8 protein-coding genes and 1 pseudogene are annotated in these 17,121 nt (G+C 69.6%); 2 read left to right on the top strand and 7 right to left on the bottom strand.

From position 1 onward, the window contains the following. Nucleotides 1-4 precede the first annotated feature (4 nt). A complete protein-coding gene (locus DP939_RS09590) occupies nucleotides 5-1,711 on the bottom strand; it encodes a class I adenylate-forming enzyme family protein (protein ID WP_113980276.1) in 1,707 nt (568 codons plus the stop codon). Between the two features lie 132 nt (nucleotides 1,712-1,843). Next, nucleotides 1,844-2,338 (bottom strand): nuclear transport factor 2 family protein, encoded by a 495-nt coding sequence (locus DP939_RS09585; protein ID WP_113980275.1) that lies wholly within the window; start codon nucleotides 2,336-2,338, stop codon nucleotides 1,844-1,846. A 646-nt stretch (nucleotides 2,339-2,984) separates the two neighbouring features. Here DP939_RS09585 and DP939_RS09580 point away from each other — a divergent pair. Next, nucleotides 2,985-6,845 carry a ricin-type beta-trefoil lectin domain protein gene (locus tag DP939_RS09580; RefSeq protein ID WP_158578524.1) on the top strand — a complete coding sequence of 1,287 codons (3,861 nt, stop codon included), beginning with the start codon at nucleotides 2,985-2,987 and terminating at the stop codon, nucleotides 6,843-6,845. 108 nt (nucleotides 6,846-6,953) lie between these two features. On the opposite strand, the gene DP939_RS09575 is transcribed toward DP939_RS09580, so the two are convergent. Then, on the bottom strand, nucleotides 6,954-9,239 hold the full coding sequence (locus DP939_RS09575; RefSeq protein ID WP_113980273.1) for a cytochrome P450: 2,286 nt from the start codon (nucleotides 9,237-9,239) through the stop codon (nucleotides 6,954-6,956). Between the two features lie 5 nt (nucleotides 9,240-9,244). Beyond that, entirely contained in the window at nucleotides 9,245-10,603 is a 1,359-nt protein-coding gene (locus DP939_RS09570) for a cytochrome P450 (RefSeq protein WP_158578523.1), read from the bottom strand. Nucleotides 10,604-10,847: 244 nt separating this feature from the next. Here DP939_RS09570 and DP939_RS49090 point away from each other — a divergent pair. Further along, nucleotides 10,848-11,846, top strand: a pseudogene (locus DP939_RS49090) (cytochrome P450); the annotation flags it as partial. Between the two features lie 428 nt (nucleotides 11,847-12,274). On the opposite strand, the gene DP939_RS09560 reads toward DP939_RS49090, so the two are convergent. From DP939_RS09560 to DP939_RS09550, 3 genes are read right to left on the bottom strand one after another with little or no spacing between them, the layout of a single operon-like run. After that, the gene (locus DP939_RS09560) at nucleotides 12,275-14,347 is read right to left on the bottom strand and encodes a DEAD/DEAH box helicase (protein ID WP_113980270.1); all 2,073 of its coding nucleotides are present in this window, start codon (nucleotides 14,345-14,347) and stop codon (nucleotides 12,275-12,277) included. Between the two features lie 2 nt (nucleotides 14,348-14,349). After that, nucleotides 14,350-15,693 carry a BREX system ATP-binding protein BrxD gene (brxD, locus tag DP939_RS09555; RefSeq protein ID WP_113980269.1) on the bottom strand — a complete coding sequence of 448 codons (1,344 nt, stop codon included), beginning with the start codon at nucleotides 15,691-15,693 and terminating at the stop codon, nucleotides 14,350-14,352. Beyond that, the gene (locus DP939_RS09550; protein WP_147267941.1) at nucleotides 15,690-17,120 is read right to left on the bottom strand and encodes a hypothetical protein; all 1,431 of its coding nucleotides are present in this window, start codon (nucleotides 17,118-17,120) and stop codon (nucleotides 15,690-15,692) included. The genes brxD and DP939_RS09550 overlap by 4 nt, the downstream gene beginning before the upstream one ends. Nucleotide 17,121 lies beyond the last annotated feature (1 nt).

Raw genomic sequence — 17,121 nt, 5'->3', positions numbered from 1 at the left:
CGGGTCAGGTGCCGTCGAGCGGCCTCGGCCGGCGGGCGACGGCCTGCTCTCGCAGGTCGCGCCGCTGGACCTTGCCGTTCGACGAACGGGGGATCTCGTCGACCAGCTCGACGTAGCGCAGATGTTCGTAGGGGGGGCACCGCTCGGCGACGTACGCGGCCAGTTCCTCCGCGCGCACCCCGGGTTCCCCGGGTCCTTCGCCGTTCCCGTTGACCGCGCCGGCCGCGCCGTTCCCGTGACCGGTCTCCGGGACGACCAGCGCGTGGGCGACGGCCCCGCTGAAGTCGTCGGGGTGGTCGAAGACGACGCAGTCGCGCACGCCCGGGTGCCTGAGCAGGACGCGCTCGATCTCGGTCGGCGACACGAGCCAGTTGTCGCGCTTGAAGACGTCCTTGATCCGGTCCACGACGAACAACCGGCCGGCCTCGTCCACGTAGCCGACGTCGCCCGTCGAGAACCAGCCGCCCGGATCGACGACGCGGGAGCTGTCCCTGCCCAGGTACCCCTTCATGAGCTGGGGGCCCCTGACCTGGATCTCGCCCTTCTCGCCCCTCGGCAGCACGTCGCGCGACTCGACGGCCACGATCCGGCAGCCGGTGCCCACGACGGGCCGTCCCGACGAGCGGATCACCGGGTCGTCCAGGTCGTCGAAGTGCGTCGACGGTGAGGTCTCCTGCAGGCCGTACCCCTGGGCGACGGCCACGCCGAAGTGCTGGAGCAGGGTGCTCGTGGTCGTCACGGGCAGCGCCGAGCCGCCGCAGAGGAAGGCCCGCAGCGACGGGGCCTCCAGCGTGGGCAGCCGGGGGTCGGCGGCCAGGCGCGAGAGCCGTACCGGGAGGCTGTAGTAGTGGGTGCCACGGTGGCGGGCACACGCCTCGACCGCCTCTGCGGCGTCCTCCTCCGGCCACAGCACGTGTGTCGCGCCGACCGTGACGCCCATCGTCAGGTGCATGAGGTGGAAGGTCGGCAGGTTGTTGAAGAGCACCGACCGGGCGTCGAGCCGGTGCGCGTACGCTGACTGCGCCGCGTTGAGCGTGACGTTGCGATGGCTCAGCAGGACGGCCTTGGGTGCGCCCGTGCTGCCGCTGGTGAACTGGATGCAGGCGACCTCCTCCTCATCGCCGCCCGGCCCGTCGGGCATCCCGCCCGCGGCCCCGTCCACCGCCCGCTCGATCAGTTCGCTGAACAGCGGGACCCCGGGCTCAGGGCCCAGGCCGTCGTCGCCGTTGAGTATCGTGTGCCGCAGGCCGGGCAGGCGGTCCCGCACGGCCGCGAGCCTGCGGTGCACCTCGGGCGGCACGATCGCGATGCTCGCACCCGAGGTGCGCAGCACGTGCACCAGCCCCTCCTCGCGCAGCAGCGGGTTGATCAGCGCGGGGATGTGGCCCGAGCGCGCGATGCCGAAGAAGGCGATCCCGAACGCCGGGTCGAGCGTGGTCGCGATGGCGACCACCTGACGCGATGCCTCCTCGCCGGTCGCCGGCCCGGCCAGGTCCGTGATGGCCGAGGCGCAGCGGGTGGCCCGCTCGTCCAGGTCGGCGAAGCTGAGGACGCCTGCCGCCGTGACCAGCGCGGGCTTGCCGGGGGCCCGGCGGGCGGCCCGCGTGAGGAGGTCGTCGACGCGTGGCCCGCCGACCAGGTGCTCGATCGTCTCCAGCGGCGCGCCGTGGACGGTGCTGTCCACGGCGGCCGTACCCTCCTGCTTGCGCATGGCCGGCCCTTTCGTGCGTTCGCTCGTTGCTTGCCTCGCGGGTGCTCGCCGTTGCCCGCAACAGTGACCGGGCGGCCTCGACGACCGTTCGAGGCGCCGTCTCGGCGCTGCGGGGCCGTGGCGCCGCCACCGCTACGCGGGCAGGTCGTCCCTGTGCACGCTGCGGTGTTGTACGAGCAGTTCGCCGCCCTGCCTGACCAGCACGTCGTCACAGGTGCAGCTCAGGAGGACGCCCGCCTGCCCGCCCTTCGGCGTCTCCAGGACCAGCGCGTACGTGCGCGCGGCGATCGTGCCGTCCTGCCGCTCGTCCACGGTCAGCATGCCGAGCCAGTGGCGTCGCCGTACCTCACGGGCTTCGAGCTGGGCGGCCGTCTTCCGGGCGCCCTCCTCGATCGTGGACCGCCCGCGCTGCGGGGCGGGGTGGGCGTTGGCGGTGAACACCCCGTCCTCGGTGAACGTACCGGCCCACCCCTCGACCACGCCCTCGTCGAGAAGCTGCATCTGGCGCGCGTAGAACTGCTGGACCTCCTGGTAGAGGGCCGTGTCACCGGAGACGGCCGTACCGTTCGGGCCGTCCGCGCCTTCGGAGACACCCGTGCCGCCGGATACCCTCTGTGGCAGAGTCATGTCGCGCTCCCCTCTTCACCCGTGTCGCATCACTCGCACCGAGCGTGGCACCGCGGCTTCGAGATCCGATGGAGCATGGTCGGACCCCGGCCGGGACGAAGCGGAGGGCACCGCCGGCCGCGGGCTCGCGGCCGAATTTGTAAAACCGTTTCCACGCTTTCCGGGAATTGACGCCTGGAGAATGACCGGTGAAGCCGAGGCGGGCCACGAGCACACCGAGAGCCCGCGCGCCGAGCCTCAAACGCATGCTCGCCCCGAGGTGTCCGCCCCGAATCCGGGCCCGGCCTGTTCACGCGGTCGCCACCGGGCCGGAACCCATGGCGGCCGTTGCCCGGAGCGCAGACCGGACGGAGGCTCGCAGAACCTCCTCCCCTTGGTCCAAGGCCCTGCCAAGGGCGTGAACGCATAGGCGTCCCGAGCCTCTAACGGAATTCCGCGCTCAATTATCAATTGCCGCAGGAATGGCTCTACCCTGGCGGCACTACTTTCTCTTGTGAATTGACGGACCGTTGCACTAGGCTATGGCCGCACTAATTCCGGTGCATTTCCACGACTTAGCCGGAACAGGAAGTCAATGATTCGCATTCTGCGACGGGTGATGTTCGGAACGTCAGGAAGGCCATTACCCGCCAGGACCATATCGGCGTTGTCACGGGTCACGGCCCTCGCCGTGCTCACCACCGCGTTCCTCGCCGAAGGCGCGGCCGCGGCCCAGGCGGCCCCCGAGCCTCCACGACCATCGGCCACGCCGACCGCCTCTCCTCCCCCAGGGAACGGCCTGTCCGCCAAGGACGAGGAGATCGCCGGAAAGCCGATCCCGAACAGCTACATCGTGCGGTTCGCCGACCGGCCGGCCCTGCGGGGCGAGGACCGCATCACCAAGGCGGCCCGCGACCTGACCGATCGGGTCGGGGGGCGGCTCAAGGACGTGTACACGACGGCGCTGCACGGGTTCTCCGCGCAGTTGTCGCCGGAGCAGGCGGCGGCGCTGGCCAAGGACCCGCTGGTGGCCTCGGTCCGCAAGGACGTCGCCCTGGTGGTGCCGTCCGATCCGCCGATGAAGCCGGAGAAGGACGCGGCCTCGCGGCCGCGCTCCACGCCCAGCGAGGCGCTGCGGGCGCAGTCCAGGCAGAACGACCCGTACTGGGCGCTGGACCGCATCGACCAGATCGGGCAGTCGCTGAGCGGGACGTTCGACTACGCGGACGCGTCGGCGGCCGGCATCTACATCATGGACACCGGGGTGCGGGCAACGCACCAGGAGTTCGGCGGGCGGGTGACGAGCGGCCCGCCGGGGACCGACCACGGCGACTGCCAGGGCCACGGCACGGCGGTGGCCGGCGCGGCCGCCGCCGGCACCTGGGGCGTGGCCAAGAACGCCAAGGTGCACCCGGTGCGGGTGATCGCCGATTGCGCGGCGCACGGCAAGTCGGCCAGTGCGCTGGAGGCCATCGACTGGATCACGCGCAGCGCGCAGCGCCCGGCCGTGGTCAACATCAGCTGGACCACCGGAAAGGCCATCCAGCTAGATCTGGAAGAGGCGATCCGCAACTCCAGCAGGTCCGGGATCACGTACGTGATCGCCGCGGGCAACGACAGCGAAGACGCGTGCGAGTTGTCGCCGCAACGGGTCCCCGAGGCGATCCTGGTCAGCGGCATCGATCGCAACGGCAACCGGCCCGGCTTCAGCTACGGCAAGTGCATCGACCTCTTCGCGCCCGGCATGGACATCACCACGTCGGCCTGGGACAGCGACACCGCCGTCGGCACCGCCGGGGGCACCTCGCTGGCGGCGCCGCTGGTGGCCGGCGCCGCCGCGGCCTACCTGTCGGCGCATCCGCAGGCGACTCCGCAGCAGGTCTCCGACGCCTTGATCGAGTGCGCGAGCACCGACGTGGTCGGGAACGCGGGTCCGGGATCGCCGAACCGCCTGCTCAACTCGGCCTGCGGGCCGATCCGGATCACCAACCCGGGACGCCAGCTCACGGCCGCGGGCCACGCGGTGACGATCTCCAAGATCAAGGCGACCGGCGCGAGCGGCCTGCGGTACAGCGCGACCGGGCTGCCCGCCGGGATGTCCATCGACGCCGCGACCGGGGTCATCTCGGGCACGCCGACCGCGACCGGCGCGACCACGGTCGAGGTCGTCGCCACCGCCGGCACCACGTCGGCGGCGACGAGCTTCGTCTGGGAGGTCATCCACGGGTTCGGCGGGATCACCGGCCTCAACGGCCTGTGCATCGACAACAACTCCTCGCGCGTCGCCGAGGGGAACAAGGTCCAGGTGTGGGGCTGCGGTCACAACTGGCTGGCCCGGGACAACGGGAACATCATGTTCTGGAACGGCACGGCGACGAATTACTGCCTGACCGCCTCGGACGACACCTCCGCCGCCGGCCGGCTCATCGTGCTGTCCGCGTGCAAGGGCGCCGCCACGCAGGTCTGGCGGCCGGAGAAGGACGGAGCCCTGCGCAACCCCGCGACCGGAAACTGCCTGACCGCACCCGCCGGCCACTGGGGAACCCAGCTCACCCTCGCTCCCTGCGACGGCGGCGCCGGTCAGCGCTGGCAACTGTCGAACGAGCCGAAGCCCTCGCTGGCCATCAAGAATCCCGGCACGCTGGTCTCGCTCAAGGGCGGTTCGGTCTCGCAACTGATCTCGGTCACCAACCACGTCAGCTCCCGCACCGTGACGTACGGCGCCACGGGGCTGCCGGCCGGACTGAAGATCAACCAGAGCACCGGGCTGATCTCCGGCACCCCCACCACCTCGCAGTCGGCCGACGTGACGGTCACCGCCACCAACGGCGCGGGAACCGTGACGGAGACCTTCACCTGGCGGGTGGTCGACGGCGCGATCACCGGCGTCAACGGCCTGTGCCTCGACATCCGCGACGACCGCGACGCCGACGACACGCCGATCCAGTTGTGGTCCTGCGGCACGAACGACCTGGGGCAACTCTGGACGGTACGCGAGGACGGGCGACTGCTCGGCATGGGCAAGTGCCTGACGCCGGCCAAGGACGGCACCGCGGAGAAGACCCCGATCGTGCTGTCCGCGTGCGGCAAGGCCGAGTCGCAGGTCTGGCGGCAGCAGGCGGACGGCACGCTGCGCAACCCGGCGTCCGGCCGGTGCCTGGCGGCATCGGCCACCGGTCAGGGCGACCAGACCGTTCTGGCCGCCTGCGCCGCTGCGGGGACCCAGGTGTGGACGCTGCCCACCGCCCCGGACTTCGGCGCGATCGCCAATCCCGGCCGCCAGGACCCGCTTGTCGGCACCGAGATGAACATCAGCACCGCCGGCAGCAAGGCGAACCTCACCTATCGGGCGACCGGGCTGCCCGCCGGGCTGTCCATCAACGCCACCACCGGCCGGATCACCGGCAAGGCGGCCACCGTCAGCGACGGCATGGCCAGTGTCACCGCCACGGACGGCGCAGGCACCACCGGCCGGGCGTTCTTCAGTTGGAGCGTCCACCACGGTCTGATCACCGGTCCGGACAATTGGTGCGTCGACGACTGGGTCGGCGCCACCACCAACGGCAACAGGGTCATCGTGTACGAGTGCAACTCGGGCGACACGCAGCGCTGGACGGTCCGCGCCGACGACACCCTGGAGGTCAAGGGCAAGTGCCTCACGGTGGCCGCCGACGCCACCGGCGACGGATCGCCGATCGTGATCGACGAATGCCGTCGCGCCGCCTCGCAGATCTGGCAGCAGAGCGAGGACGGCACGCTGCGCAACCCCGCCTCGGGGCGCTGCCTCAACGCGCCGAAGCTGGAGAGCCGGACGCAGTTCACCCTGGCCGACTGCACCGGCGCCCCCGCCCAGCAGTGGGAGCTGCCCATCCAGGGCCCCGACACCGGGGAGAAGCTGGCGGTCAAGGTGCCTGGGGAGCAGGTCGCGGACGTCGGCAAGCCGGTCAGGATCACCGTCACCGCGACCGGCGGCCGTGGCAGGAAGACGTTCACCGCCGACGGCCTGCCGCCGGGCCTGGCCATCGACGCCGGTACCGGCACCATCTCCGGCACGCCCACCACCGTGAACTTCCACCAGGTGACCGTCAAGGTCACCGACGGCACGGGCGCCGCGACGGCCGAATTCCGGATGGCGGTCCGCGGCCTGGCGGCTGCGGACAACATCACCCACATGAGCGAAATCTGGTGCGCCGACGACGGCGACAGCGCCGCCCTGACGGTATGGGACTGCAACCACACCGAGCCTCAGCGGTTCACCATGGCCTCGGACGGCCAGGTGAAGGGCAGGGGCGGCAGGTGCATGACCACCCAGAACCGCGGCCGGGCCCCGGGCACGAAGATCGTGATGGCCCCCTGTGACTCCGGCGACACGTCGAGGTTGTGGCGGCAGCAGGCGAATGGGACCGTGCTCAACACGGCGTCCGGACTGTGCGTGAGCGTTCGCCGATTCTCCTACCGGGAGCCGTTCACGCTCGCGACCTGCGAGTTCAATCCGTACGAGATCTGGTCGCTGCCCACGCGGAGCTGACCAGCCGGTCACCGACCGCCCGCCGGCCACCGGCGGGCGGTCTCCGGTCATATGCGTTCCCTGCCCTGATCCGCGGTCGGTACGTCAGGCGGCGTCTGGAATCAGGCGTCATTTTCGGCGGGTGTGCTGGAACGCCGGTGTGCCGGTGTGGACCGGGATCGACTGCGGGCCGTACGTCAGGAAGGACGGCGAGTACGGGATCTCGTCGAGCGGGATGGCCGCCCTGAGGCGGGGCAGCCGGGCGAACAGGCGGGGCAGGGCGACGCCGGCCTCCATGCGGGCCAGGGGCGCGCCCAGGCAGGTGTGCACCCCGTGGCCGAACGCCAGATGGTCCACCTTGCCGCGGGTGATGTCGAACTCCCCGGCGTCGGGCCCATACCGGGCGGGGTCCGTGGCGGCGCCGCCGTAGCAGACCATCACCGCGTCGCCCGCCGCGATCGGCACGCCGGCGATCTCCACCGGCCGCAGGGCGTACCGGAAGATCGCGGCGGCGATCGGCGGGCGCAGGCGCATGGTCTCCTCGATGACGTCCTGCCACAGGTCGCCGGTTCGGGCGAGGCCGAGCTGCCGGGGGTGGGCGAGCAGGTTGACGACGGCGTCGCCGAGCAGGTGCACGGTGGTCTCATGGCCCGCGATGAGCAGCAGGAACAGGGAGTCGACCAGTTCCCCGGCGGACAGGCGGTCCTGGTCGTCGTGGGCGCGCACCAGCGCGGTGGTGAGGTCGTCGCCCGGCTTGTGCCGTTTCTCCTCGGCGAGGCGTCCCAGGTACGCCATGAGCTCCTGGACGGCGGCCTGGATCTGCTCCGAGGTGACGTCGTGCGCCACCAGTGTCCGGGTCCAGCCGCGCAACGTGGCACGCCACGGTCCGGGGACGCCGAACAACTCGCAGATGACGGCCATCGGCACCTGCTCGGTGAACAGCGGGACCAGGTCCACCGGCGCCCGGCCGCCGTCGCTCTCGGCGACCACCCGGTCCAGCAGGGTCTCGGTCATCTCCTCCATCCAGGGGCGCAGCGCCTCGACCCGGGCGCGAGTGAACGCCTTGGACAGCAGGCCGCGCAGCCGCCGGTGCTGGGCGCCGTCGCGGGCCAGCATGTGCTCGCCGAGCACCAGCGGCAGGAGCGGCCAGTCCGGCGGCACCGTGCTGTCGCGCAGCGCGGCCCAGTGCGAGGAGTGCTTGCCGAACACCTTGTCATCGCCGCTCAGCACCTCACGTACGGCCGCGTACGTGGTCACGGCCCAGGCGTGGACGCCGCCCGGCAGCCGTACGGGGACGACCGGCCCGGCCTCGCGGAACCGGGCGTGGGTGCGGGGCAGCGGCTCGTCGGCCACGGGGAGCGAGAAGGGGACGACGGTCATGATCGGCCTCCTGTGGTGGGTCGGTCGAGCAGGTCCTGCACGTACGAGGCGGTCCTGCCGGGGGCCGGGACGCTCGGAGGCGGCGAAGCGGATCGTGCCCGTGCGGTCCCAGTTCTCCATGCCGGCCGCCCACGACCGCTGGTCGCGTACGCACCGCATGACCGGGACCTGCGCCGCCGCCGTCATCCCCAGCCGGTCCATCGTGGACGGCAGCGCCTCGGCCGCGGCGAGATGGTCCTGCACGCGGGCGGCGATGCGCGCGGCCACGGCCTCGATCGCGCCGGGCACGCCAAGGCGGTGGTGATGGTCCAGTACGGTGACGAGGTTGATCGGGTCGTCGCCTTCCATGTGCAGTGAGTGGATGTCGTTGATCCAGCACATGATGTCGGCGGTGCCCGTGACCAGGGTCTGATAATCCGGGGTCCGGTAGAGCGCGTCCGTCACGGTGGCGCCCTCCACCGACTCCACGAGGTCGAGCGTGGGCAGTACGGTGCTGGCGTCGCGCCGTAGCGCGATGTACGCCGCCACGCCGGGAACGGTGCCCGATGCCCGGTAGGCGTTCTCCGTCAGGTGGCCCGTGAGCCACAGGTCCAGGTCGCGGCGGAACCTGGACACCCAGGCCGGGCGCTGTCCGGGCAGGGTGCGGCGCAGCAGGTCGCCCAGGGCCGCCGGCAGCGGATGGCCGAGGTGGGCGGCCGGGTCGCCGCCCGCGACGAGTGCGCGCATGCGGGCGACGAGGTCCTCGTAGAGTTCGGTGCGGCCGGTGACGATCGCGTTGTTCTGCTGGTCGTCGGTGATGAAGAAGAGGCTGTTCCAGTCGGTGATCAGGGCCAGGCCGGCGAGGGGGGCGTGCGGGCAGAGGGTGGACATGACCCGGCCGTAGCCGAGGGCCCTGAACTTGGCCGCGACCTCCGGAGAACGCAGCAGGCCGTGGGCGCGGCACCAGCGCTCCGTCATCTCCTGGACGAGCTGCGCCTGAGGATGGGCGGACGTGGCGAACGGAAGCCTCAGATCGGGGATCTCGTAGGTCTCCACGGCGGCTATCCCCGATCCGTACGGGTCCGCAGGTGGACCGTCATGGGCAGTCGACTCGGGCGGACGAGGGCGGTGGCGATCTCGCGTACCGGGGCGTCCTCGACCGGCCGGGGCGTCCAGCGCGCGAAGATCGTGGCGGCCGCCATCGCGAGTTCGGTGGTGGCGAACAGCTTGCCGATGCACTGGTACGCCCCGGCCGCGAAGGGCACGTAGGCCCCCTTGGGAATGCGCCCCGCGTTCTCCGGCAGCCATCGATCGGGGTCGAAGCGCAGCGGGTCGGGGAACCAGCGGGCGTCGTGGTGCAGCAGGTACGGGCTGTAGATGACCTCCGAGCCCGCCGGGATGGTCGTCCGGCCCACGCGGACCGGCCTCAGTGTGCGCCGCATGAAGACCAGGGGGGTGCGCAGCCGCAGCACCTCGTTGATCACCCGGTTCAGGTACCCGAGGGCGGGAAGGTCGTCGAAGGTGGGCGTCCGGTCGCCGAGCACGCCGTCGATCTCCGCCCGCACGCGCCCGGCGATCTCCGGGGCGCGGCCGATCTCGTACAGCACCCAGCCCAGCGCCGCCCCCGGCGCCTCGATCCCGGTGAGCGCCAGCGTGGTCACCTGAGCGTGGATCTCCTCGTCGGGCAGGCCCCCGCCGTCCTCGTCGCGTACCGTGAGCAGGGCGGACAGCACGTCGCCGCGGTCCTGCCCGGCGTCCCGGTAGGCGGTGATCAGATCGTCGATCGCGCGGTGCATGGTGGCCATCGCGCGCCGGAATCTGAGATTGCCAGGGGTGGGGAGGCGTTCCCACGCCGTCGGCAGCACGGTACGCAGCAGCAGCCCGTGGGTGAGCGACCGCATGCCTTCCTTGATCGCCTCCGCCGTGTCCGGGCGCGCGGCGAAGGAGAACAGGCTCCGGGTGAGGGCGGTCAGCGCCAGGTCGTTCATGACCTCGTCCATGGCGAGGACCTGGCCGTCCCGCCAGGAGGCGGTGACCTGCTCGGCCGCGGTCCGCATGATGGCGGCGTAGCCGATCAGGCGCTCGCGGGCGAAGACCGGCTGCAGCAGGCGGCGCTGCCTGCGGTGTTCGGCGCCGGACACCGTGGCGATGCCCTTGCCGAGGGCCGGCTCCAGCTTGTCGAAGATGCGTCCCCGCGTGTAGTCGAGGTCCCCTGGTACGAGCACCTCGCGCACCGCGTCCGGATGGGTGACGACGTAGATGGGAAGCCGCCCGAAACGCACCTTGACGACATCGCCGTACGCGGCCGTGGACGGCAGGAACTCCAGGGGCCGCCGGAGGATGGGCACGATGTGGCCGAGCAGCGGCCACCCTCCCGGGACGTCGGGAGGCCGGTGGGAGATTTCCTGGGCGAGGTCCATGGCCGCATCCTCTGACCGGCCTCGGACGGGAGCATCCGTCATTTGACTGCATTGACAGCCCGGGGTCGGAGCCGGACGACCCTCACCCGGCGACGATCGGCGCAGCCAGTGGCCGTCGTGGTCGCCATCGGATGAGGGCCGGGTGTCCGCGGGGTGACATCGTCCTGGCCTTGGCCGCCGCCCGCATCGGCACGCACAGTGCGAAGGTCCGCCATCCGTCCCGCCGGCCCCTGGGAGTCCGTCCATGAACCTTCCGCCCGAGCAACTGCCCGTCCCCGGCGAACGTTCCGTGCGGACGGTACGCCGCCTCCGCGATGAGGTGGGGCCGATCGCGCCGATCAAGCTCCCCGGCGGCGTACCGGCCTGGTTGGTCACCACCCATGAAGCGATCACCGGCGTCCTGGCCGGCGACGACGTCCTCTACAGCAAGGACGCCCGCAACTTCACCGCGCTGCACGACGGCCGGATCCCCGCCGACTGGCCGATGCGCCAGGTCATCGAGGGCGAGCACCTGCTGATCAAGGACGGGGCCGACCACCGCAGGCTGCGCGGCCTGGTCAGCCGGGCCTTCACCCCCGCCCGCGTCCAGGCGCTCGCGCCCCGCGTCCAGGCGCTGGCCGACGAGCTACTGGGCGACCTGCTCGCCGAGGGCGACGGGGCCGACCTGGTCCGCTGCTACACCGGCCCGCTGCCGATCATCGTGATCTGCGAGCTGTTCGGCGTGCCGCCGGAGGAACGCGCCGGGATCCGCGCCTGGACCCAGGTGCTCGTCTCCCACGACGCCGCGCCCGCCGACGCCGCCAAGGCCGGTACGGCACTGCTGGCATATCTGGCCGAACACGTCGAACGACGCCGCCACGACCCCGCCGACGACCTCACCGGCGGCCTGCTCAAAGTGCAGGACGCCGACGGCGACCGCCTCTCCGGCAACGAACTCCGCTGGATCCTCTGGTCCGTCATCGTGGCAGGCCACGAGACCACCATGCACCTGATCGCCAACGCGGTCGTCGCCCTCTGCGCCGACCGGTCCCAGCTCGCCCGGGTACGCGAGCGCGGCGACTGGGACGCTGCGGTCGAGGAGACCCTGCGCTCACGCAACTCCGTCGTCAACACCGTGCCGCGCTACCCACTACAGGACGTGCGCATCGCCGGCGTGGACGTCGGCGCCGGCGAGCCGGTAGTGATCGCCTTCGGCGCCGGCGGCACCGACCCCGCCAGATACGGCCCGCAGGCCGAGCGGTTCGACGTCACCCGAGACCCCCGCCCCACCTGGCCTTCGGCCGCGGAACCCACTTCTGCCTCGGCGCCCCACTGGCCAGACTGGAGACCCGCGTCGCGCTGTCCACGCTGTTCACCCGCCTCCCCGACCTACGTCTGGCCGTACCGGAGGAGGACCTCACCTACACCTCGTCGATCATCACCGAGGGTCCGCGCGCACTGCCCGTGCTGCTGTCCTGAGAATTCCCCGGACACCGTCTGGAGCAGCGAGTGCATATCGCTCGGAGACAAGGTGATCCCTACAAGATCATGCTCCCCGATGTTCCCGCATCTCCTCATGCCGCAGTCTGTCCCTGCCCGTAGTGACCTGCTTCGACTGCCCCGCGTGCGGGTGAATCGAGGTATCTGGTGCCGTTACCGATGTCGCCACTCGCCAGGACAGCGGTCACGGATTCAGTGTTCTCGCATCAAGAATTTGACGGATTCTCCAAGTACTTCTGTGGCGGACGTGACGTCTGCCATACGAGACTGCAAGGTGTCGAGCGCGAGCTCGACAGGCAGTGCGGCACTGAACTTCAGCCCGTTCAGTGCTTTTCGATCGATTTCTGGGAGGCACACCGGAAGTCGGTTCACAGCGCTGCGCCAGGCCTGAGCGTCCAGGTCGTTGCGTAGCCGGAGGCTCAAGGCGTCAGTTCGTTGAGCCGGATCGGACAGTGGGCCGAGCGTCGCTCTCAATGTCGCGTTGGCCCTATGCCCGGCCCACGTCCACCAACGCAGGTCTCCTCCCTCTCGGACCACGACAGTGCCACCTGCGTAAACCAAATCCGAATACTCCCCTCTGACCTTCTCCAACCCTCTTCTCGCCCGCTCCGTGAGGCGTACTGGCGGATCTGTGCCGAGTGCCACATCGCGCATCGCCCGTGCCAGGCGAAAGGAGGCCCCGCCGAAGGCGGAAGAAGGCCAGCGGGCTTCGCCCCCAAGTCCTTCGACAGGGTCCACGAAGCAGCGGCGCCGCTTCCAGTCGACCCAGTCGACCTGCCAGGTACGGCCGGCGAGCAAGAGCAGACGCGGCCCGACGGCCGGCGCGGTCAGTAGGCTCGGGTCCATCCTGCCGATCTCCGTATTCCTGTGCAGCACGGTGAATTCCGGGGGCGCGGTGAACACTGCGACCAGGTCCCTGAAGTGCTGACGACCGAAGCGCTGCTCGGCTTGGGTACCGACGAGCAGCATGCCCCCGTCCCGCTCAAGGAAGCCTGCAGAGACAAGGAAGTCGAGGATGGGCTCTGCGTCTTTGAACGCTTCGAGCCCGTTCCACCAGTCCGGCCACGTCTGGTCGCCGATCCTTCCGTCTTGCAGAGCGACCGCCAGGATTTGCTGAGCGACGATGTGACGGGGTCGAGGCGGCGGCTGTGCCGGCTCCACGTAGCCCGTACTCCACAGTTGCAGGAGTCCCGCCGCGCTGAGGAGGTCGCCATGGTCGAGTGCGAGCAGCAGGCAGTTGCGCGGCGTGTTCGAGCGACGGCCCGTACGGCCGAGTCGTTGCAGAAACGAGGCGACCGACCATGGCGCGTTGATCTGGATCACACGGTCCAGGTCACCTATGTCAATGCCGAGCTCGAGGGTCGAGGTGGAGACGATGACGCAGTCACGCGCCTGTTCGAACGCCTCTTCCGCCCGATGCCGCTCCTGCGCCGAGAGGGAGGCGTGCGAAAGAAATGTCGTCACCCCGTATTCGCGGAGCAGGGCGCCCAGCTCCTCCACCATCTGCCGCGAGTCGCAGAAGACCAGCCGTTTCTCACCGTAGTGCAGCACCGCGATGAGCTTGGCCGCGTTCGAGACCGTACCAACGTGGTCCAGTTCGAGGTCCGGCTGAGTGGCCGAGTGGTTCTCATCAGGACTGACGACCTGCGCGCGACGCCCTGCTCCTGATCCTTGTAACCACGAGAGCAGGTTCCGCGGATTGCCGACGGTGGCTGAGAGGCCGACTCGCTGGAGTGGCCGACCGGCGAGCCTGTGCAGGCGTTCCAGCACCGCCAGCAGATGCCAACCTCGATCATCTCTGGCGAAGGCGTGGACCTCGTCGACCACCACAACCCGCAAGTTCCGCATCAGACGGCGCTGATCGACCCTGGTCGAGATGAGCATCGCCTCCAGGGACTCAGGAGTGGTCAGCAGGATGTCAGGCGGGTTTCTGAGTATCGTCTGCTTCCGAGAGGCAGAGATGTCACCGTGCCATATCGCCACGTCGCGTCCCAGCCAGGCGGCATAGCGCTCGATCCGAGGGTGCAGGTTGTTCAGCAGAGCCTTCATGGGACAGATGTAGAGGACCGTCAGGCCGCTCCAATGCTGATCCTCCATGATGGTCAGGATGGGAAAGGCCGCAGCCTCGGTCTTGCCCCCTGCGGTCGGAGCCAAAAGGAGCGTGTCGTCGCCGCGCTGGATCGCTTCGCCTGCCGCCATCTGCAGCGGGCGGAGCTGGGACCAGCCCAGCGTGTTGGCGACGTGGTATGCCAGCGTCGGGTGCATGCTCAGAAGTCGAGTTCAACGTCGTCGGCTGATCGGGGGCGGTGTCCTCCTCGTGCCGCATTGCGTTCCTCGTCGGTCAGCTCAGTGTCCTTTACGGTGAGCCGGTAATCCCGGCGCGGGTTGAAATCCGGATGTTCGTCCACCTTATAGAGCACCTCAGTGACTAGTTTGCGCAGGAAGACCCGTGGTGAGCTGCCGATCTGGCCGCCGAGCCGGCCTGCCACGGCGAGTGCCAATTCCTCGACGTATGCGTCGTCGACCAACGCCCTGATCCTCGCCTCCGCTGAGGCGCCTCGTGCGTAAAGATCCCGTACGGCCCGGCCGAGCATGACGAGCTTGCCCCGGTCCAGTCCTGTGAGCCGGATCTGCGAAGCACGGGTGGCGTCGAAACGAGGATCACCGCTGAAGTCCACGGCCAGGCGCTGTGCCAGCGGTGTGCTCTGCTGCACGCCCTTGGAACCATCGTAGAAGGCGGGGGTTCCGGTGATGACCAGGTACAGGCCGGGGAACCTACCCTTGTCGATTTCGTCGATGAGCTGTCTGAGCGTGTTGAGGCTCTTCTCCCGTGAATCGGAGCGCATCCGCTGCAGCGTCTCGATCTCGTCCAGGATGACGAGCAGGCCGGGATATCCGCAATCGCGCAGCACGACCAGTAGACCTCGCAGGAAGTCGAGCGCGCTGGTGGCGTCGATGTCGCCTCGGATATTTGCGTAGCGGCGGATGGGTGCCGCGACATTCGGCTCACCACCGGCCCAGGCCAGCAATCCGTCTGCGATGTCGTGCTCTCCTGTGAGCCTCGCCCGACGATAGCCCCGGAGAGCTGCGGCGAAGGCCGGCGCGCTCTTCGAAACCTCGGCGAGCCTGCGCTCGATGAGCTTGTCGACCGCATCGGCCATGCCCGCCCGGTCATGCTTGTCCACATCACCGGCGGCCAGGACGACCTCTTCGAGCGTAAGCAGCCAGGAATCGATGACCTCTCTGAAGGCACCGTGCTGACTGCTTGCAGTGGACAGCGCGCCTATGAGCCTGCGGTAGACCGTCTCGGTCTTGAACAACGGCGTCTCGGTGTCGGAGATCTGAATCTCGCTGGTCGCTATCCGCATGCGCTTGGCACGCTCGGCGAGCCAGCGTGCGAAGAAGGTCTTTCCCGAGCCGTACTCACCGCGCACGGCTTTGAAACCGCTCCCGCCAGTCGTGACGGCGGCGAGTTCCTCGTTCAGGCCCTTCTCGAACCGTTCCATGCCCACCGCGAACAGATCGAGGCCGAGCCGCGGGACGGTCCCACGGCCAAGGGCAGCGATGATCTCGCGCCGTTTGGCGCGGCTGACCTTCTTGGTCGCCGTCATCCCTCGTCCTCCAGAAACTGCTCCACGAGCAACGCGATGTTCAGGTCGAGCGTCTTGTCGCCGTCCTTGAGCACCAGTACGGAGATGCCCTCGACGTCGAGGAGCTTTCTGGCCTCCCCGATCAGCAGTCGTGTGCGGTCCTCAGGCTCGGAGATCAGCCGAGCCGCCTGCTTGACAGACAGTGCGCCGGCGGCTTGTTCAAGACCGTCGAGCAGCAGTACCATCTGCTGGTCGGTGATCTTGGCGAGGATGCTCACCCGCTGATCGGCGTATGCGGCCGACTCGACGACCTTCTGCCCGAGCCCGTGCCCACGGACTGGAGTCTGGACAGGTTCCGGGGCTCGCACCGTGTTGCCCGGCCGGGTGATGCCGGCTTGAGGGACCGGCCGGGCGAGGCGAGCGGTGGTCCCGGCCGGAGAGACCGGAATCCATTTGCGCTCCGCGACCGGCGGTGAGGTGGGGAACGGCGTTCTCCCCGTGATCCGTGGCAGCGTCGGCTGGCTGGCACGCTGCCTCGGTGGCGAACTGATGGCCGGACCGGGCCGGGGCCGGACGGGCGGCCGGGACACGGCGATCCACTCACGTCCCTCGATGACGCGTGCCCATTCGCGGGCGGACGGTCTGGTGCCGACCGGGCCCGCTGCTCTCGCGAACGTGGACCGCACGCGTCCCACAAGGTCGTCCGGCAAGCCAGGGAGTAGCGGTAGTTCTCCACCGGGCCGCACATAGGCGTTCCTGGCCAGGATCCTGCCGATCAGCAGGGCGAGCTTATAGCGATCGGTATCGAGGTCTGGGCCCGTTGGCGGCTCTAGGGGGTCTTCCCAGTCTGGACTGTGCGCCTGTTTGAGCACCGACTCCGCGCCGAGGCGACGGAAGCCGTCGCAGTCCAAAATGTGGACCTTATACGGCTCGTGGGTGGACCAGAGCAGGTTACGGGCGGAGACGTCGCCGATCACATACTGGTGTCCATGCAGGAAATCAACCAGTTCGGCGAATCTCCGCGCCAGTTGGATCCGCCCCTCGAGGTCCGGCAGGCGTAGTTCCTGCCAGGCACGCTTCTGCGGGAACAACAGGAACTGCAGCTCCACCAGACGCGGCCGGCCCTGGATGAGATCGTGGAACTCGTCGGGAACCTCGGGCATGAGAAAGCCCACCGCCCTGTTGCCTTCAACGATTCGTGCGGTCGGCCAGGCGCAGGAGAAGAACAAACGCTTCTGGTCATCGTGGGGCAGCCTCGCACCGAACTCGACCAAGCCCGCCAGGGCCTGGCCGTTCACGGTTCCCGCCGACTTCAGGTACTCCTTGTACACCACGTCCTGCGGGCCGACCAGACGGGTGACCACACCCTGCCCGCCGTCGTTCAATGGCTCTCGTTCAAGCTGAAGCGAGGAGCGCGGGCGATCCAGCGGGTGCGGAACGAAGGCCACC

The organism is Spongiactinospora rosea, from assembly GCF_003315795.1.
GTDB lineage: Bacteria > Actinomycetota > Actinomycetes > Streptosporangiales > Streptosporangiaceae > Spongiactinospora > Spongiactinospora rosea.
Note: the sequence above shows the minus strand (reverse complement) of the source record. Positions and strands in the feature narration are given on the sequence as shown.

Bases quoted from the DNA above. Each gene is read 5' to 3' on its own strand.
- brxD (WP_113980269.1), bottom strand. From the start codon at position 15,693: ATGACGGCGACCAAGAAGGTCAGCCGCGCCAAACGGCGCGAGATCATC.
- DP939_RS09590 (WP_113980276.1), bottom strand. From the start codon at position 1,711: ATGCGCAAGCAGGAGGGTACGGCCGCCGTGGACAGCACCGTCCACGGC.
- DP939_RS09560 (WP_113980270.1), bottom strand. From the start codon at position 14,347: ATGCACCCGACGCTGGCATACCACGTCGCCAACACGCTGGGCTGGTCC.
- DP939_RS09585 (WP_113980275.1), bottom strand. From the start codon at position 2,338: ATGACTCTGCCACAGAGGGTATCCGGCGGCACGGGTGTCTCCGAAGGC.
- DP939_RS09570 (WP_158578523.1), bottom strand. From the start codon at position 10,603: ATGGACCTCGCCCAGGAAATCTCCCACCGGCCTCCCGACGTCCCGGGA.